At 54.2% G+C, this 19,822-nt stretch carries 14 protein-coding genes; 2 read left to right on the forward strand and 12 right to left on the reverse strand.

Annotation, left to right across the window (positions count from 1 at the left end):
- Positions 1-115 precede the first annotated feature (115 nt).
- From NST44_RS30060 to NST44_RS30085, 6 genes are all read right to left on the reverse strand, one after another.
- The gene (locus tag NST44_RS30060; RefSeq protein ID WP_007131537.1) at positions 116-1,138 is read right to left on the reverse strand and encodes a Gfo/Idh/MocA family protein; all 1,023 of its coding nucleotides are present in this window, start codon (positions 1,136-1,138) and stop codon (positions 116-118) included.
- Between the two features lie 16 nt (positions 1,139-1,154).
- Positions 1,155-2,192: a Gfo/Idh/MocA family protein gene (locus tag NST44_RS30065; protein ID WP_340901367.1), complete on the reverse strand. Its 1,038-nt coding sequence runs from the start codon at positions 2,190-2,192 to the stop codon at positions 1,155-1,157.
- Between the two features lie 3 nt (positions 2,193-2,195).
- On the reverse strand, positions 2,196-3,053 hold the full coding sequence (locus tag NST44_RS30070) for a sugar phosphate isomerase/epimerase family protein (protein WP_340901368.1): 858 nt from the start codon (positions 3,051-3,053) through the stop codon (positions 2,196-2,198).
- Positions 3,054-3,109: 56 nt separating this feature from the next.
- On the reverse strand, positions 3,110-3,934 hold the full coding sequence (locus NST44_RS30075) for a carbohydrate ABC transporter permease (RefSeq protein WP_007131534.1): 825 nt from the start codon (positions 3,932-3,934) through the stop codon (positions 3,110-3,112).
- Positions 3,935-4,112: 178 nt separating this feature from the next.
- Positions 4,113-5,078, reverse strand: coding sequence for a carbohydrate ABC transporter permease (locus tag NST44_RS30080; protein WP_007131533.1), 966 nt, complete (start codon positions 5,076-5,078; stop codon positions 4,113-4,115).
- A gap of 33 nt (positions 5,079-5,111) precedes the next feature.
- Positions 5,112-6,473 (reverse strand): ABC transporter substrate-binding protein, encoded by a 1,362-nt coding sequence (locus NST44_RS30085; RefSeq protein WP_340901369.1) that lies wholly within the window; start codon positions 6,471-6,473, stop codon positions 5,112-5,114.
- Positions 6,474-6,672: 199 nt separating this feature from the next.
- Here NST44_RS30085 and NST44_RS30090 point away from each other — a divergent pair, with 199 nt between their 5' ends.
- A complete protein-coding gene (locus NST44_RS30090; RefSeq protein WP_340901370.1) occupies positions 6,673-8,538 on the forward strand; it encodes a sensor histidine kinase in 1,866 nt (621 codons plus the stop codon).
- Positions 8,526-9,614 (forward strand): response regulator transcription factor, encoded by a 1,089-nt coding sequence (locus NST44_RS30095; protein ID WP_007131530.1) that lies wholly within the window; start codon positions 8,526-8,528, stop codon positions 9,612-9,614. Before NST44_RS30090 ends, NST44_RS30095 begins: the two co-directional genes overlap by 13 nt.
- 20 nt (positions 9,615-9,634) lie before the next feature.
- Here NST44_RS30095 and NST44_RS30100 read toward each other — a convergent pair whose 3' ends face one another.
- The 6 genes from NST44_RS30100 to NST44_RS30125 all read right to left on the reverse strand — a co-directional run bounded on the left by NST44_RS30100 (position 9,635) and on the right by NST44_RS30125 (position 19,816).
- The gene (locus NST44_RS30100) at positions 9,635-10,156 is read right to left on the reverse strand and encodes a GrpB family protein (RefSeq protein WP_340901371.1); all 522 of its coding nucleotides are present in this window, start codon (positions 10,154-10,156) and stop codon (positions 9,635-9,637) included.
- Between the two features lie 150 nt (positions 10,157-10,306).
- Positions 10,307-10,846 (reverse strand): NAD(P)H-dependent oxidoreductase, encoded by a 540-nt coding sequence (locus NST44_RS30105; RefSeq protein WP_340901372.1) that lies wholly within the window; start codon positions 10,844-10,846, stop codon positions 10,307-10,309.
- 314 nt (positions 10,847-11,160) lie between these two features.
- Complete coding sequence (locus NST44_RS30110; protein ID WP_340901373.1) at positions 11,161-15,522, reverse strand: S-layer homology domain-containing protein; 4,362 nt, start codon at positions 15,520-15,522, stop codon at positions 11,161-11,163.
- Between the two features lie 27 nt (positions 15,523-15,549).
- Positions 15,550-16,599, reverse strand: coding sequence for a peptidylprolyl isomerase (locus tag NST44_RS30115; RefSeq protein WP_340901374.1), 1,050 nt, complete (start codon positions 16,597-16,599; stop codon positions 15,550-15,552).
- A 206-nt stretch (positions 16,600-16,805) separates the two neighbouring features.
- The gene (locus NST44_RS30120) at positions 16,806-17,930 is read right to left on the reverse strand and encodes a glycoside hydrolase family 88 protein (protein ID WP_007131523.1); all 1,125 of its coding nucleotides are present in this window, start codon (positions 17,928-17,930) and stop codon (positions 16,806-16,808) included.
- A gap of 20 nt (positions 17,931-17,950) precedes the next feature.
- Positions 17,951-19,816: a DUF2264 domain-containing protein gene (locus tag NST44_RS30125; RefSeq protein ID WP_340901375.1), complete on the reverse strand. Its 1,866-nt coding sequence runs from the start codon at positions 19,814-19,816 to the stop codon at positions 17,951-17,953.
- Between the last annotated feature and the right edge of the window lie 6 nt (positions 19,817-19,822).

Here is a 19,822-nt window from a genome sequence, read left to right on the forward strand (position 1 = left end):
TGGAAGACTTCTCCCATTATGGCTAATTCCCCTGCATGCAAGAACCTGCTCAGAACATGCATTTCCCGGCATGCTGAGTCTTCCCCTATACTCCAGCTGATCCGGTTCGTTCCTTCTATATTGCAGGTGCCTTCTCTCCGATGCTGATGTCTTTACGCTGTCGCGATGCCTCATAGGTGCCAAGGATGATCTCCAGCGAATGGATGCCCTCCGTTCCCGGCACGATCGGCTGCCGCCCTTCGCGGATCGCTCTCGCCAGATCTTCGATCTGCATGCGGTGCCCGTCCGGGATGATGCGGAAAGCCTCAAATTCAGGCAGCGTCACGTCCTCGCCATCGATTTGCAGAGACACGATATCGTCTTCTTCAATCACCAGTTCACCCCGCTCGCCGCGAATCGCCAGCCGCTGTCCCTTGGCGTTCCTGGCCGTCGTCGTAATCTCAAGAATGCCCAGGGCTCCGCTGGCAAATTCCAGCGCCGCCGTCACCGTATCCTCCACCTCGATGCTGCGCAGCACCGCCTTGGCTTTGGCCGATAGGGAGGTCACCGGGCCGGCAAGCCACTGCAGCAGATCCACCGTGTGAATGCCCTGATTCATCATCGCACCGCCGCCGTCCATCGCCCAGGTTCCGCGCCAACCAGCGCTGTCATAATAAGCCTGGTCCCGATACAGCATCACATAGGCCGAGCACAGGCTGAGCTTGCCAAGACGTCCCTCCTGGATCAGCTGCCGGGCGTAATTCGCCTGCGGGGACATCCTTCTTGGAAAAACCGTCGCAAGCCGCACCCCGGCCTCATGGCAAGCCTCGATCATGCGCTCCGCATCCTCCAGCCGGATTGCCATCGGCTTCTCCACCAGCACGTGCTTGCCCGCCTTCGCGGCGAGCACCGTCTGGTCCGCATGCAGCCCGCTCGGCGTGCAGATACATACCGCTTCCACGTCGGGGCGGGCCAGCAGCTCCTCTAAGCTCCCACAGACGTCCCCTCCGTATTTCTCCACGAATGCTGCAGCCGACTCAGGCTTCGTATCGAACACGGCTGCCAGCTCCGCTTCATCCGTGCTTTCGATGCACTGTGCATGAATATCCGCAATAATTCCACAGCCAATGATGCCGAATCGTATCGGTCTTTGTTCCATTCGAATACACCCCGCTCTATCGATATTGGTTGTGCCCGGTTTCCAGCGTGCTTCGGACGATGACACGGGCGGCTTCGTCTGCTTCAATCGTGCCCTCCGAAGCTTTATAAATATCACGGTGGGAGATCTGTCCAGATCCTCCCCGAATGCGGTCCAGGAAATCCTGTGCCAGCAGCTTCGGCGGAGCCTCCAGCTCGAGCAGCCGAAGCTGTTCCGCATCCGTTAGGAGCACCGTTTCCCGGCTCTGGAGCAGCGGATCGCCCTCCAGCCGGATCTCTGCCGTGCCGATCGTGCCGGTGATGAAGATCCGGCCGTCCCCCCAGGTCCAGCTGCCCGCCGGCGTGTGCCAATCGGCATACAGCTCTGCGGTGATGCCGCCCTCCATGACCGCATGGACGGCTGCCGTGTCGTAGAAGCTCGGGTGCTCCGGCAGAATGCTTTTGGCCATATAACCGGATACCGCCTCCACTTCCCTGCCGGTCAGCCAGCGCAGCAGATCAAAATCGTGAACGAGGAGGTCGTTGATGATGCCGCCCGATTTCTGCTTGTCAAAATGCCATGCCGGACGGTTAGCGGGGTTCAGCCGGTGGGGCTTCCGCATCGAGATGTGGACAATCTCCCCCAGCTCCCCGGCCATAACCAGCTTCCGTGCCGTATGCAGCGAAGGGCGAAAGCGTTCGGTGAGCATCATGCCAATCTCAATCCTTCCCCGCCCCATCACCGCCTGCAGACGGCGGAGACCCTCGCGGCTCGTTACCGCCGGCTTGTCGATCATTACATGCTTCCCGTAGCTCTCGCACAGCTCGATCACATCGATCTTCTCGTTGTTGACCGCCGCACAGCCGATGATCCGGACATCATCATCTTCCAGCAGAGACCTCCGATCCGACGTGATCGCAAGGCCGAACCTTTCTGCCACCTCGCGGGCCAGTTTCGTGTTATCCGGTTCGTAAACACCGGCACATGGATACCCGAGCCGCTGCATCTCTTCGATAAACATGCCGATGTGGGCGTGCTGACATCCGATAATGCCATATTTGATTCGATCCGTCATTCCTTACACCTCCACAGCCCGAAGCCATGTTCGCAGCATCTTCATATCCCAGGCCAGCCGCTCGATCGGCGGGTACGGAGCCGCGCATTCCAGCGTAAGCCAGCCATCATAGCCGCTTTCCTTAAGCCCGCGGAGCAAACCGCCGTGGTCGACCTCGCCTTCGCCGAGACGGCACTGCAGAAAGCTTTCCTCTCCGTGCCGGGTCAAATTTTTAAACGTTCCCGGAGCCACGGCGCTCGCGATCCGCTTCTCATCCTTGATATGGACGTGGAACAGCCGGCTTCCGAGCCGCCTGACCGATTCCTCGCCGTACCCGGTATCCGTAATGTACATATTGCCTGCATCGTGAATGAATCCGACATTGTCCCGGCCGACCAGATCCGACAGGTGAAGCGCACTGTCTACTGTCTCCACCAGCGAGAGATTGTGGATTTCCAGCGCGATCCGCTTCCCCGCCTTCCTCGCTTCGTCCGCGCAGCGCCGGATCCAATAGGCCGCCTTCTCATAGTGCTCCGGCTCGGCCAGAAAAGCGTTCGGCCCCCCGGGGAACACCCGGATCATATCCGACTCCAGCAGCACGGAGCGCTCCAGCAGCTCCATGAAGCGGTCGTATTCCGCTGCGCAAGCCTCAGCTTGAGCTGTTGAGAAATGACCCATGTAGCCTGCCAAGGCGGGGATCGCAAGGCCGTGATCCTCGGCGGCGCTCTTGATTTCCCGGACCTGCATAAGCGGCATGTCCGGATGCAGATGCGGCTCCCGGCAGGCAATTTCGATGCCGTCAAAACCAAGCGAAGCACTGACCGCCATCGCTTCCTTCAAATCGTAATCGATCAGCGAACCGCTGAACGCGGCTATCCTCATTGTAGATCCTTCCCTTCCGGCGGCCGCCGCCAAAGGCAATGCCTCTGGCGGGACCGTTATTTGATTCCGGCCATATTGTGATTCTGCACGAAATATTTTTCCGCGAACAGGAACACCAGCAGAATCGGCACCAGACTGACCAGCGCCGCGGCAATCATCAGCTGCTCATTTCCCGTCCATTGTCCGGACAGCGACAGAATCCCGATCGGCAACGTGTATTTCTCATTGGATGTCAAGTAAATGACCGGCGTCAAAATTTCATTCCACTTGCCCATGAAGGTGAAGATCGCCAGCGTCGCCAGCGTAGGCCTGGCCATCGGGATAAAGATCCGCCAGTAAATCTGAAACGGATTGCAGCCCTCCATCTTCGCCGCTTCCTCGTACTCTTTAGGTATATTCATGAAAGCCTGCCGCATGAGAAATATTCCGAACGGCTGGGCCAGCCACTCAATCACCCACAAGGGAGTCAGCGTATCCAGCATGTTCAGCTCATTAAAAATCATAAAGTGCGGAATGATGATCACGACCGCGGGAATCATCATCGTGCCGAGCACCATGACGAACAGCGCGCTTTTCAGCGGAAAACGGAGCCGGGCGAACGCATACCCTACCATCGAGCACGACAGCAGCGCCCCCGCAACCGACAAGCCCGCCACGATCACGCTGTTCATCGTATAGCCGCCGATATTTCCGAGCTTAAATACAGCCGCATAGTTCGACCATTGGAATACTTCGGGGATCCATCGGGGCGGAACGGTCGTGTATTCCCGATAGGTCTTGAGCGAGTTCATCAATGCCGTCGCGAACGGCACCAGCATCACAAGCGAGCTTATCCCGATCAACAGGTAAGCAATGCTTCGTCCTAGCAGCTTATATTTCATGCGAGCCCCTCCTTCCTGCACCAGCTGACTGCCTGACGATCCTCGCCGAGGAGGCCGAACCAAGGAACTCCACGGCTCGAAGCCCCATAACCCTTTTCTTTCCCTCCGTAAAATATACCCTTCCACCGCAAACCAATCGCCGAAGCATCTTCCGTATTGACACACAAGATTTCCTTTGTCATTCGTAATGCACCCACTTCTTCTGGCCCCGCAGCTGGATCAGCGTCAGCAGGAACAGGATCATGAACAGCACCCACGCAATCGCGGAAGCATAGCCCATCCGCATAAACGTGAAGCCTTCGCGGTACAGATACAGCATGAGCACCAGACTGGAATGGTTCGGTCCTCCGGCCGCGCTGATATCCCCTCTTCCCGTCAGGACGTAGATCTGCTCAAATGCCTGGAAGGTAGAGATCGTGCTCATGATCAAGACAAGGAAGGTGGTTGGCGAGATCAAAGGAATCGTAATGTACCGGAATTTGCGGAGCGCCCCCGCCCCGTCGATCTCGGACGCCTCATACAAGTCGCCTGGAACGCTCTGTAAGCCGGCCAAATAAATGACCATGATGTAGCCGATCCCCTTCCATACCGCGATCATCACGAGGAGCGGGATTGTCAGCTTCGGGTCCTGCAGCCAGCCTTGACCGGCGAGGCCCAGCTTCTGCAGCAGCATGTTCGCCAGACCGAAGCGCGGATTGAATACCGCGTCCGCGACATACAGAATGACGGTCCAGGAAGAGATGACCGGTATAAAATGCGCCATGCGGAACCATTTCAGCCCCTTCAGGCGCTGATTCAGAGCAACCGCCAGCACCAGGGCCAGGAAGGTCTGGAGCGGCACGAACAGCACGGTGAAATAGAGCGTGTTCCACAGCGAACGCCAGAACATCGGATCGTCCGCCATCCGGCGGAAATTATCGAGCCCCGTCCACTCAGGCGGGTTCAGCATGTCGTAATCGGAGAAGCTGAAGTACAGCGATGCCGCGAGCGGCCCCGCCACAAACACGATGAAGTGGAGAATATAGGGGGATGCCATCAGCAGCCCCCATCGTCCTTCATGATCCCAGGTCCGTTTTCGGGCGGGTTTGCCGTGCGGTAGAAGCTCGGCTTTTGGCTTTGTCTTATCGATCAGCGTGTTGTCCATAGTCGCTCCCGCCTTTCTTGAGCAGATCTTGCATTATTTTTTATAAAAATCGTCCAGCACCGCTTGAACCGCCGCATCGGCATCGGTCAATGCCTGATCAATCGTCGCGTCTCCCAGGAATGCCCGCTCCGCGTTCTCGTTGAATTTGCCGACCCATTCCTCCCATACGGCGTTATTGTCCAGCGTCTGCGCGAATTCAAGGCTGTCGAGGAACGCCTTGCGGTTCGCCGGCTGCTCGCCCGCTTTCAGGAACACATCCGACTGCGCAACGGATTTCTTGACCGGCACCGCTTCGCCAAGCTCCGTCCACTGCTTCTGCACCTCGTCCTCGGTCGCCCAGTATTTGATCCATTCCCAGGCGGCTTCCGCTTTCTCGTCACTCGACTTCTGGTTGATGACCCAGGAGTTCGCGATCACCGGAGATACCCGTTTGCCGTCGGGACCCTTCGGCAGCAGGGTCACGTCATAGTTCAGCCCTGCCTCGTTCGCCGCCTGCACCCTTGCGTAAATGCCGATCCGCATCGCTGCCGATCCGCTCGGAAATACGGCCGTATTGCTCTGGAAGCTCTTCAAATCCACCGGGTCCGTAATAATCCCGCGCTGCATGCCGTCTACCATCCATTCAAAAGCCTGTTTGTTCTCCGGCGTGTTGACGATCGAATTCTCGGCCTTCTCGTCAAGAACTCCGCCGCCATACGACTTCATTACCGAGAACCAGCCCTCGGTAATACTGAAGAACGTCAGGCCGAATTGATTGACACTTGCCGGATCGAAGCCGGCATCCTCGGCCGTTTTCCCTGCAGCATCGACCGTCAGCTTGGCTGCCGTCGCCTTCAGATCCTCCCAGGTCCAATCCTCGGAAGGATAATCGACGCCTGCCTTATCGAACAGATCCTTGTTGTAGAACAGCACGCCGACCTGGATGCCCTGGGGCACGCCCCAATAACGGCCCTCGGCGTCCTTGTTGAAATCCAGACCGTAATATTCCTCGGCCTTCAGATCGCGGACGATCCAGTCCGTCAGATCTTTAGCCGCGCCGCGCTGCGCGTATTTCATCACATAGACGCCGTCCGAGAGCCATACGTCCGGTGCCTGACCGGCCGCAATCTGGGTGTCGAGCTTCTGATAGAACTGGCCGTACGGCGCGCTCTGCGTCTTCACCTTAATATTCGGATGCTGCTCCTCGAACCGGTCGATCAGCTCCTTCATCTTGGTGTCAGAGCTGTCGCTGGAGTAGTAGCCCAGCAAAATCTCTACCTGCTTCCCGCCGTCTTCTTCCTTGGGAGGAGAGGCTGCTCCGCCATCCTGTTGACTTCCTCCGCTGCAACCGCTTGCAAACACGGTTACAAGCAGCAAAGCGGCAAGCCAGCTGTACAAGCCTTTTCTTTTTTTCACGATCGATTAACCCCCTGTCTTCATATTCGTATGGATTACTAGCATTGTAATGAATATCCCGGCGGCGGCCCATGTGCTTTCTTGACTGACTTGTGTATTCTTGCTCCCGACTGCTGTTCTTTTATTTACAACTTGTGTTTTTTTGCTACAATGTTCCTTACAATCCACACTCCATAACTGAAGGAAGGCGGATCCATAGATGAACAAGCAGCGGATGTCCTTTGGCAATCTGACCATCAACCAGCGACTGTTCGTATTGATTATTGTATTCATCGGTCTTCCATTCTTTCTGCTTGGCAGCTTCTGGTACCAGTCCTCCACCGAAGCCATCGAGAAGTTTGCCGTCGACACGAATAAACGCATCATCGAGCAGACCAACGTGTCGCTGGATTCCTATATCAACAATCTGGAGAATTCTACGTATCCTTTCATCCATAATCCGCAGATTCAACAATTTCTGTCGGCCCAGCCCTTAACTCCCTACCAGTACTTCCAGCTCGCCAAGAAGGTCGAAGACGATCTGTTCGCCCAGATGATCTACGGCCGATCCGATATCATCGGCATCTCGCTGGTTGCCAGCAACAAACGGCAGATCACCGATTACGAACAGGCTCCCGGACTGCTCAATATGACGGATATCCGCAAACGCAATCTGTCCTATCTCTCCCGGATGGATCAGCTGAGCGACTTTCAGATCCTGGGGCTAAGCAAGGTTGGACCCACACCGTCCCTGACGATTGCCCGGAAGCTCTATGACAACTCGTCCTTTCTGTACAAGGGCCTGCTGGTTGTTGATCTCAATCTGCAGCAGATCGGAGCGATCTGCACCAATGATTCCCTGGGCAGCTTCAACGTCTGGATTATGGGAAGCGAAGGGCAAATCATCTATCATCCCGATTCCAGCCTCATCGGAACCGAGGTCGAAGAAAGTCTGCTGAGACGCTTGGAGAGCCGCAGCAGCTCCTCCTTCTTTCGCCACCAGGATCCGGCCTCTCCGGCAGAAAAGATGGTGATCCATGAGCAATCGCGGATTGCCGGCTGGACCGTCGTTGCCGATCTTCCGCTGAGCAGCCTGATCGGCAATCTGATCACGCAGCGGAATTATTCTTTGGCGGCGGCGGCCGTACTCATCGGCATCTCGCTGGCTCTTGTTGGGGGCTTTTCCTTGTCGTTGACACGGCCGCTTGTGATGCTGCAGAAGCTGATGGCCCGAGTGGAGAAGGGTGACTTTGTTCTGCCTGCCAAGACGCATTCATTCCGGAACAATGAAATGCGCGCTGTTTTCCATAGCTTTTACCGAATGACGGATGAGCTCAAGCGTCTGATCCGGGAGGTTCATACCTCGCAGCTCAAAGAGCGCGAGCTGATTATCAAACAGAAGGAGTCCGCGCTGCGGTCGATGCAATCCCACATCAACCCGCATTTTCTGTACAATTCCTTGGAAATCATCAACTCTTACGCCATCGCGGACAATCATATGGAGATCAGCCGCATGACGCGCGCGCTTGCCCATATGTTCCGTTACAATATTAGCCACGCCGGATCCATCGTCCTGCTCCGAGAGGAAATTGCGCATATCCAGGCCTATCTGGAGCTTCAGCAAGCCCGCTTCCGCAAGCTTGAAGTCGAGCTGGATGTCGATGAACGCTTTGTCACCCGGGTCCAGGCCGTCAGACTGACGCTGCAGCCGATCGTCGAGAATGTGTTCATTCACGGATATCGCGGCAGGAAGCCTCGGTATATCGGCATCAGCGCGCGGGCCGAGAGCAGCTGCTTCGTCATCGTCATCCGCGATGAAGGCAACGGCATGCCGCCGGAGAAGCTGGCCCGGATTCGGCGGGCTCTACAATCGGCGGTGTATCCGGGAGGAGATCTGCATGCCGAGGAACCACAAGGGGAAGCTACGAGCGGCATCGGCCTCCTGAACGTTCATGAACGGCTCGCGCTTACCTTCGGCTCCGGATATGGGCTGCAGCTGATCCATTCGGCGCCGGACGAAGGAACCATCTTCGAAATCCGTCTTCCCTATACTGCTGACGAGGAGGCTTCGGCATGTACAAATTGATGATCATCGATGACGAATATGCGATTCATTTGAGCCTAAGAAAACTGACGGAGATGTCGGGTCTTGGGATTGAAGTGGTGGCTGAAGCGGAGGATGGCGCCGAAGCGCTGAAATTGATGGAAGAGACCTCGCCCGATATTATCGTGACGGATATTTGCATGCCCGAAATGGATGGACTGGAGTTCATCCGCAGGGTTAGAGAGAGCCGCAAGCATACGTTTATCCTGATTCTGTCGGGTCACGACAATTTCGAGTATGCCCGGCAGGCGATGCGCTGCGGGGTATCCGATTTTCTGCTGAAGCCGGTCGATCCTGCCCAGTTCCATGCGGCGCTGGTGAAGGCCTGCGAAGAGCTGGATCGCCGGGTGGAGCGCTTCTCCCGTCAGACCGCTTGGACGCTTGCCCAGCAGCGGTCGAAGGCACAGCTCGTCGACCTGCTCTGGTCGGCGCAGGAGCGCGAAGCCTTGGCGCTCGCCGGCGACATGATCGCCCATTTCGAAACAGGCGGACCGGCAGATGTCAGTTTGCCGCGCTATGTTCGAATGCTTATGCAGGAATTGCTGCTAATGCTGGAGGAGCGTGGATTAAAGCTGCCGGACGGGGAGCTTAGGAACGGCTTGCACACCCCGGACATCGCTCAGGACGATGACAAGGAAGCCTGCAGACAGCGTCTTCTTAAGAGCATAAGCGAGACCATCTATTGGATAAAAGGCATGCGGAATCTCGGAGCGCATCACAATATCGTGAAAGCCAAGCGTTATATCGAGGAGAATTATGCGGCGGAGGATCTGTCCTTGCAGGAGGTGGCCGACTCGCTCGGGATGTCGGTGACCTACTTAAGCCGGACCTTCAAGAACGAGACCAATATGAATTTCGTCAAGTATGTAACGCAGGTACGGATGGAGAAAGCGAAGGAGCTGCTCGCACAAGGCGGCTTGTCCGCGCAGGAGGCCGCATATCGCGTCGGGTACTCGGACTATGTCCACTTCAGCAAAACGTTTAAAAAGGTGCATGGCCTTACCCCGTCGGAATTCCGAAAGCAGAGCAAGACCATGACGCAGGGCCCGGCCCAATAAAGCAGGGATAAATATTTTCGTTAAGCTCCGTCCCATGCTGCTGCCCGCTCCAGCAGTCCGCTCACAAATGTTTGCTTCTGATCCGAGTAGGATAACAAGGTCTGCGCACCGCGTTCAAGAATGTGCTTCTTCATGTCGCTGTAGCGCTGCGCTTCCTCGGGATGCTCCCTCAAATAATCGCGGAGCAGCAGGTTGTTGTTCCAAAGCTCCCCTCGATATTGAACGACGTGCACATTGTAATCATGGAGGCCTCTTTGGCGAAAATATCGCCTTCCGGGAATACCGGCTTCACCCAGCTGCTCGTATCCGATGCCGTTCAGACGCCGGATGATCTCATCCGCTGCAGCGGACGGGTCCTCTACACCCACCAATATATCGATGATCGGCTTGGCCTTCATTCCCGGCACGGATGTGCTTCCGAAATGCTCAATGGCCTTCGTTAACTCGCCGACGGAACGCAGCAGGCGCTCACGCTCCGACAGGTACAATTCCCTCCAGCTCTCGTCATAAGGTTCAAGGTGGACCGGTTCATCGATCTGCATCGTCATTCCCCCAATCAGGCGCTTCGTCCCCTTTCGCTCGTGCGGCGCGGGCACGAAGCGGGAAATGTCGGCGGCAAGCAGTCCAAGAAGCTGCCCGCCGACCCATTACCATATCATCCCTCATTGGCGTTGTGGCAGGCAAGTGAATGTTTAGCGCGCCAGCTGCTTGACCCCGGCCTGGATATGCTCTGCATAACGTTCTGCCTGCTCCGGAAATTGCTGAGGCGTCAGCCGGTCCGCATCATACATAGCATAAGGCGGGAGGAATTTCCCCTTGCAGCGGGTCAACGTGGCCTGCATCGGCCGCAGCAGCTCACTGACCGTAAACCAGTTATCCCCGCCTGCACGGTACCCGTTCTCCGAGCCGCCTACCGTCGTGGCAACCAAAAACTCCTTATCCTTCAGATGATTGCCGTCCGGGCCGAATGCCCATCCGTGAACCAATACATCATCGAACCATTTTTTCAAAAGCGGCGGGCAGCTGTACCAATAGAACGGAAACTGGAATACGATCCGCTCGTATCCGAGCAGGAGCTCCTGCTCCCGCTTTACATCAATATGCCAATTCGGATATTCCTTATACAGATCGTGGACATGCACATTTTCGATTCCTTGGATTGCATCAAGCAGTGCCCGGTTCGCGCGGGAATTCTCCAAATTCGGGTGAGCAGCAACAACCAATATATTCATGCGTTCTCTCTCCATTCGGTTTGATGTTGTAGACACCCTCATTATCGTTCCGATCGGGATGTTTGAAAAGTACGCTCTTTTTTCGTACATGGTCAGGTTTTTCGTACCTTGTGGGGTGCTCCGCATGATCGATAAACAAAAGATGGCGGCTCACGGATAACATCCGAAGCAGCACCATCCCTTGTTTTGATATGCTTTTTGATTGTGGGGCTGTCATCAAGCAGCGGATTTACTTATGGGCCAGCCCCTTTACAATGCAAAATTTAAAGTTTTAGCCGTTAGCCCCTTCAAAATACATTTAGGCATCCCCTCTATTACTCGCTCAGCATAGCAACGATCAAGTGAACGGATTCAGCCCGGGTCGCAGGCTGGTGCGGGGCAAACATGCCGCCTCCTCTTCCTTGAATCAGCTTCGCGTCGTAAGCTGCAGCCAAATACGGCTTAGCCCAAGCAGGGATTAGCTCTGCATCGGCAAATGGAACGCTCGCCGTGGAATCCAATGGCACCCCCTTCGCTCTTGCGATCATGACAGCCATCTCGAGTCGGGTAATTTCCTGCGACGGCCGGAAGGTATGATCCCTATACCCTTGAATGATTCCGGCCTTGACGGCCCCAGCCACATACGGTCTAGCCCAGACAGGAATCCGGTTCATATCCTTGAGGTCTGCCGAAGCCTCCTGCTGATCCAAATCCAAGGCCCTTCCCAACAACACGGCAAACTCCGCACGAGTAATGTTGGCGTTCGGCCGGAAGGTCTTATCCGCATATCCCCGAGCCCACCCTAGCTCAACAGCTTTCCGGATCGCAGACTCAGCCCAGTGTCCATAAAGATCGGTAAGGCTTATCCCTGGCTTCGGAGGTGTTGGTTTCACGACCTCTTCCCCGTCATCTCCCTCCGCATCCTTGCCGTCTTCCTGTCCGCCCGTATTCGGCACAGAAGGGGCTGGCATAGGCGTTGATGGCCCGCCATCCGAAGAGCCGCCTCCAGCGCCCGGATCGACGACGGCGGCTGCTGTCGTTACGGATATTTCAGGACCGTCGGTGCTCCATTGTCCATTCGAATCGCCGGCTTCAATCTTGAATGTGTATGGCGTATTCGGACTTAATCCGGCAGCCTCGTACCGGTATACGGATCCGGTCACGGTCACTCGTTCTGCACCATTTTGATAGATTATAAACTTATCCACCTGATCGGCTTTAATGGTACCGGACCAATGCAGGGTGACGCTCGATGGCGATACTTTCTCCGCTACGAGTCTCCCTTCCGTCCAGCTAGGCGGTGCTTCACTGCCTGGAATAACGCTTGCCTTGAATTCGGCGACAGCCGCAATTAAAGCCGTAACGGCTGCTTGAATTTCTCCTTGCGTGACATCCTCGCGTTCCATGACGGCTTCAGCAGCCTCAATGGCTAAATGGAGCTTCTGCTTTGCTCCCAGCGGATATTCCCCCGGCGCACTTCCTTCTACGGCCTCGGCGTAGACCGCTTTCGCAACCGTAATGGCTTCATTCAATTCACGCTTATCCGCCGGTACGGACGGATCGACGATCACCGAGGATTGGAATGCCTTTACCGCCTCCTGAAGTGCGATCACAGCCGCATCGATCTCCGCTTGCGTTAAATCCTCTTTACTCAGCGCCTGTTCGGCAGCTTCGATCGCCTCATACAAGCAAAGCTTCGAGCCTTCAGGATACTGGCCCGGTTCATCTCCTTCTACTGCAGAATCATAGACGCTCTGCGCAACGGTTATGGCCTGCTCTAATGCCGCCTTATCCGCTTTTTGCTTGACGGACAAAGTAAGCAGAGCAGCAGACTTCGTAATCTTCTCATCGGTTAAAGCGTACTTGATGTTATCGAAAGCGAAGGTACGGCCATTCGCCGAATCCCATAAGAAGCCGAGTACGATCCGGTCAAAATCTTTTATGGCACTCGTCGTTTTTACCAATTGCCCGTCAATGTACATCTTTAAATCTGTGCCTGAAGTGTAGTCCCATTTCAACTCATGCCAGCCCTTGCTGCGTTTCACTTGGGTTGCCTCCCAAGCGGTTGAGGAGCTGCTTGCCCGTACGGAATAATAATCCTGCGACCCATAGCTACTGCCATCGTAAAGCACGCCCATTCCTGCGAGCAAAGTGGTTCTCGCGTTGCCGACATGGGCTACAACCCGCGTGTTTCCGGATTTGGAGCCGTCATCGTACATCATGATCGTTACAATTCCTTGCTGCTTGGTCCCGAACAGCTTCTGGATCGCATTGCTGCCGTTCCCGGTAACAAACAGCGCACTGCGCTCGCCTTGATAGGCAACTTTATCGGAGATCGCTCCTGTCGTAATCTCGGTTCCGGTCTCCGGCATGAAGTCCCCCCACCCGGCTTCAAAGCTCTGGGAGTATTGAAGATCCTGATATTCCTGTACCTCGGCCTTAACCTCGACTGAATCCATGCCGGAAAGGTCGCCGATTGCAGTCAAAATGCCGGTGTCCGGATCAATGTTGAACGATTTCGGATCCGCCTCATATCGAACGCGATAATAAGGCGCATGCTCCATCACAACTCCGTCCTCGGTTATGCCATCCATTCGCAGCTGAACGGATGGATTGGATTCGGATAACTCGAGTGAATCCGCAGCGACCTGATATGATTCAATGCTTGATGCAGCATGCACGGTTAGATGGGCCTCAGCATAGATAGCCGGATGAACCGTGCTTTCAGCCCGGATGATGGCTTCACCGGGACGAACGGGTGTAATGAACCCATTCGGACTTACCGCTGCGACCTGGCTGTCGCTGCTTGACCACTTGACTCCTTTGAACCAGGTGTCCTTCGGTTCGAACTGGGCGGTTAATGTTTTGCCTGCCTGCTGCGCGTACAGGTCCAGTTTCTCATAATTTAAACTCATCGATACCGGCAAGACCTCGGGAACCTGATGATCCGGTTCGTCGTTCGAATATTCGTGAGCGCCGATATCAATGGAGCCATCCGTTATCGGGTTGTTGAAGAAATCCTTATCTGCCGGAGCCCACACAGAGGGAGTGAGATTCCGAATATCCGTCCCTGCATTAATAGCCGGCGATCCCGGTAACAGCTTATATCCATTCAATTGCTCAACATCGAAAAAACCGGCTCCTGCATCAATAATATCCTTCGGCTCTTCGCCGGGTCTGGCCAATTTCGGGCTTTCGAAGATATTATCTTCTACAGCTGCACCAGGAAAGTCGGTATCTTTGATATTCGTCCCGGGATAGAACACATTATGCTTGATCTCACCGCCGGAAAACGTGCTTGCCCCCATCGGCGTATCCGCTTTCGTATAGAAAATATTATTATACAATTTGGCGTATTTACCGGAGGCATTAAAGATTTTGGTCGAAATATTCGCATCCGTGAAGAACGTATTGTTATGAATAAGCGGCGCGTACGCTTCCCTTGTCGGCAAATAATGCAGCAAATATCTGCCGTCGCCATCGTTTACGCTGATATTATACCGGGCGACGGAATTGGTGGAGCCGTCCATAAAAAGAATAAAGCCGCCTCGATTACTGTGACTGTAGTTGTATTGATACAACGTCCCCTCACAGAACATATCGACGTCAAAGGCTTGACCGTCATTGTACCCGTAGATGCCGCCATATACTTCGTTGAATTGCATCACCATATCCTTGACGCCGATGACCCAAAGACCGGCATAATTGACATTCCCCACGTTTTTTGCGGAATGCTTGACTACGGTGTTGTACTCCATTCTTCCATTCGTGCCGACATTGCTCATGACAAAGCCATCGCCTTGAACCTCTTCCACGTAGTTATTTCTGAAAATAATATTTTCAAAAACCCTTGGGAAGTTGGCTTTGACATCGCCTTCCTTATACAGCCCGGCGTTACGGATGCCTTCGATATCCACCCGCTTTACAATATTGCCTTCAACCAGAACATCCGAAATATTGCCAAGGATCAGGATGCCTCCGCTGCCGATCTTCCACCCCTTCGGATTCCCGTCCACATCATGGATATAGTTATTCTTGATGACGATTCCCTTATGGGGGTTCGCCTCCCATTCCGTTACCGTGGTGGAAGCCGTACGAATATTGATGCCTGCGCGCTGGGAAACGACGTTCGGGTTGTAGTTGGTCAGCTCAAAGTTGGAAAACTCGAGATAGCTTCCGTCCACGACATCGATGGTGGCTGACATCGTCTTGTCGGCTACCCCTTTATAATTAAGTATGATCTTTGAAATTTCCGTTGTGGTTGTTCCATTTCCGTTAATTACAGGACGGCCGAGTTGCTCGATATCACCATAGCTGCTGAATACGATTGGAGCATCTTCGGTACCCGAGATTCCCCGAAGCTTAAGCGAGCCATTCCATACGTCCCCTGCTTTGAATAAGACACGGTCACCCGGAGCAAATTTCATGCTGTTTACTTTCTCAAGGCTTGCCCACGCATGATCTTCCGACCTTCCGTCATCCGCATCATTCCCGTCTACACTGACATAATAGGTTGTGCCGACAGCTGCTTGAGGTACCGCACCATCTGTTAGGGAATGAACCACTTCATCATTAGGGTTAGCGGCAGCATTGGCCTGCCCGCCTGTTAAACCGGTTGTTGCCAGGGAGAACCCTAACAGCATGCTGAGACAAACGGCAAACAGCCTTCGAATCGGCTTTATTTTACCAAGCTTCATTTTTTAACACCCTCCTGTTCTTATGATCTAATTCGAGAACGAAATCGTCTTAAGCACCTCCTCGTCGATCTCCATCGTTGCTTGACGCAGTTGGTCTTCAACGAGCTGCTCCAGCTGCCTCTCCATATATATCTGAACCAAGGAAGTTCTCGCTTGCTCATAAGGCACGTAGCCCTTGTCCTCGGTTTCGAGAAGCCTTAGCATCATCGGGCCGTTATGATCACGTAGAATGCCGGTAAACTCCCCGGGCTGCATGGTCATGAACATCTCCTGCAGCTCTTGTGCCCCATCATCGTCTTTGGACTTTGTATCCATGTCCAGCGTGTCCCGCCGAACGGCGATATCCTTCGAAAACCCTAATGGAACGATAGATTCCTGGACACTGCCAGGCCGCGATAAGAGTTGATCCCGCAGCTGCTCCAACGGTCGCGGGCTTTCCGCCGAGATGATTTCGTAATCAAAAGAATAGCCTAGATGAAAATCGTCCGATTTAATCTCGTCATACAATGGCTTCAGCTCTGCATCCGTAAGCGCAGCCTTATTCTTCTTGACCAGGTCATCGATTAGAGCTTGATAGTTCATGCTGTGGAGATACGAATAAAATGGCTCGGCCCCATACTTCTGAAGACCGTAAATCGGCTGCTTATTGCGAATATTCTGCTGCCTGTCCTTATTCTCCGCTTCGAGCTGCTTCAAAAAGGAGGCAAAGGACGAATCTTCGATGATCCCGTACCGTTTCATCAGCATTTGCTCGATCTTTATTTTTTTCAAATCCTCGATCGTTTTCTGTTTGGCGTAGTCCAGTGGATTCTGTCCTTGGTAGGAGGAGGTCCAGAAATCCGCATGGTAATCCGCACGATATTTGCGTTTGAAATCACTGACGGTTAAAGCTTTGTTCTGCTGCAAAAAAAATCGAAACTCTTCAGCCGTCACGGGTTCATCATTAATCGTAAATACAACAGGATCCTCTGATGACTGAGCCGCATGGCTCCAGATCACGGTGACGGAAAGTCCGGTGACCACAACCAGCAGGAAGACGAGCAGCATTCCCGTCCTGGCAGGCCTCTTTATTACCAACAGAATCTCCTCCTTAAACTGAAATCGCTTTCATTTTATTGCCACCCTTATTATAGTCGGGCTTCAAGCGTGGATATAATGAACATATTTGACGGATACCGTACGATTTTTACTTGTTGGTTCATCCCTTTGCCTTGCCCTCGCATATCGTAAAAAAACCTCTGCAGCTAAAAGCTGTCAGAGGTTTAGAACCTTATAACGCCATCTTATGTTTCATACCAATAGCCTTTGATTCCACGCTCAAGCCGGACAAGGGCTTCCAGATAATAATAATCGCCCCAAATCATATAATCGTCCGGGGCCCGGTCCCCCCTTACGTGATAGGAGCCATGCTTCAGCAGCCCTTCCGCGTCCGGCAAATCGGTCGTGGCATAGCGCTCAACGAGTGATTTCATGCTGCGATTCAGCGCATCTTCAAACAGAGCCCGATCGGGATCGCTGTTTCCTATCAGCTCCAGCAGCTCAAGCAGTCCGCACGCCGTAATCGCCGAGGCCGAGCTGTCGCGCGGTGTGCCATCCTCGACCGGAACATCGAAATCCCAGTAAACGACCGCATCCTCCGGCAGACGATCGATAAAATAACGGGCCATGCGCTTTGACGTTGACAAGAAATCGGCATGCTTCGTATATCTGTATGCAAGGGCAAAACCGTAAATCCCCCATGCCTGGCCCCGGGTCCACGTCGATCCGTCCCGGTAGCCCTGGTGGGTGCCTCCACGGAGCGCATTTCCATTGTCGGTGTCGAAGTAGAAGGTATGATAGGAAGAACCGTCCCCCCGTACCAGAAACTTCTGGCTCTTAAGAGCATGCTTCATTGCTACATCATAATACTTAGCATCACCTGTCTGCTCATGCGCCCAGAACAGAAGCGGGAGATTCAGCAGACAGTCGATAATGATCCGCCCCCCATTTTCGGGATCGTCCTCTTTCCCCCATGCCTGAATAACCCCGATCTTAGGCCTCCACCGCGCTAATAAGGCATCGGCTGCTTGGAGCGCAAGCTCGCGCGCAGCTGTATTCCCGGTTACACGCCACTGTGCAACCGCGGACAGTGAGTATAAAAATCCGATATCATGGTGGTCCAGCTCGATATGATGGTCCAGACGATGCTTGAAGTTGGCTAAATAGGACTCGGCTGCTTCTTTATAGAACGGATCCTGACCAAATTCATAGGCGAGCCACATCATGCCGGTATAGAAGCCCTCGATCCAGTCGTTGTTCTCACCCCAATCATAGCGCTGTCCTTCGATGATGTGTGGTAATTTTCCAGGGTGTTTTTGAATATTCTGTTTGATTTTGACGAGGGCGTCCTCAATCGCAAACTTCCACATTTTACTCTCCCCTTTGCCGATTATTCTGTCTTGATTTCAACAATAACGCTCCTGGAGAGAGCTTCGGTGATCTTGATCGTTCCTCCAGGCGTCTGTTCTACCTTTGGCGGATGTTTGAGAACGCTTTCGTTCCTTTCAGAGCTCGAAGCGCCGAATACCGCAGAAATCAGGAAGCTGTCCCCCGGTTCAAGCTCCGCGATCAGCGTAGGGATCATCGTTCGCGGCTTCAGCAAATTCGTATTGGCTTCCGGATAGACCATCATCGCGCCGTCATATCCTTGCAAATTGACGATGCCGCTAATGCCTCCAGGCATAATCGCTGCAATTCGATCCGCTGCCGTCCGGATGGCGTCCGGTTCGCTTCCGGTCAAGCCGGTCATCCTCCCCACTGCGAATCCGCCTTCGGCCGCCGTCAGTCTGCGGCCCGTATGAATGCGGTGAATCCGCACATGCCACAGCCCTGCAGGAATAAGCCATGTCCGTACCTCGACGTCGTGCCAAGGCAGCCATCTCGAATACACAAACTGTTGTTCAACCTGAAACTCCTCGCAGTAACGCCGCACACGATAATGCTCATCCCGCTCACTCAGGGCAAGCATGGAATCGAAGGCCCCTTCCGTCAAGCCGTAATAGCCTTTGGGAACGCTGAAGCCAAAGCGCGTGGAGTAAGCAAATTTTGAGTATTTGGCTGCGCTGTGTGCCATAGTGAAATTCGCCATTTGCCCTGATGCCAGAGCAACAGCATGTCCATCATCCTCCGGACGGCAAATCATCATGCGAGCGTGTGGCTGAACGGAGATCGGCTCCAAGCTGGGGAGGGGTTCCTCCTCCACCGACCAGAATGGATGGTCATCCGGCAAATCCAGAATGAGAAAGGTTTTAAACGCCCAGTAAGGAGATCCGGGAGCATTATAGCTCTCTGCCATGATCAGATTAGGGTAAGCGTAGCCTATGCTAAGCAAACCGTCCGTCGTAAAGATCGGCTGGGCGAGCCACCACCGCAAATGGCGCATAATAATCCCTTTCATGACCCCCAGCGAAAACGGCTCGACGCCGGCATATACGAGCGCGCACCAGAAGGAGACTTGAGCGAAGCGGTAGGTCTGACTGCGTCCAAAAGGAATGCTGCTTCCATTCTCAGCAAACCAATAGATGAACTGCTCGGCAAATATCTTCGCCCGCTCCCGGTAAACCTTGGCGCGCACCGGATCATCATCTTCCATCAGTTTGGCGTAGATCAGCGTGTAGAAATGCATGGCAAAAGGAATGTAATAATCCCGCTGATCCGTCTTGCCGTCGGAATACCAGCCATCCCCCAGATAATAGGACTCTATCGTATCCAGGTACTCATCCATGATGGCCTGGTTATATGGCATTCCTACCTTCTTGAACCCGATATTCACAAGAACCGTGAACATCAGCCAATTATTCGGATTCGAACGATCCACCAAGTTAATTTGATTCAACCAACCATACAGGTTTTCCTGCTCGCGCTCGTTCAGCGGGTGCCAAAGTTTATGCGGCGCAAGTGCCAGCCCAAGCCCCAGCACGGCCTGCTCGACCATTCGCTGGTCCTTGGTTGCAAAGGCCCCCCAGTATTCCTCGTGTTCCGGGTCGGTTCCGTTAACGATCCCCTTCAGATAGAGAGGCCATAGATCTGATTCGCCTCCCCCGCCGGCATGGGGAACCAGCCCCCATAACGGCCTTGCGAAAGCCTCCATGAGAGCAATCGCCTCATTGTATTCGGCAGCCGTATCTCCAAGCTGAAGACCAGCGCATCCCGGCGTAAATCGCCGTTTCAACGGCTCCAGCATATCCGTAACCGCCTGCCTCACATCGGCTTTCGTACGAAATGCGTTATATGCTGCACTACCATTCTGCCGCAAGCTATC

The sequence above is a fragment of the Paenibacillus sp. FSL W8-0919 genome (assembly GCF_038003785.1).
Classification (GTDB): Bacteria; Bacillota; Bacilli; order Paenibacillales; family Paenibacillaceae; genus Paenibacillus_AQ; species Paenibacillus_AQ lactis.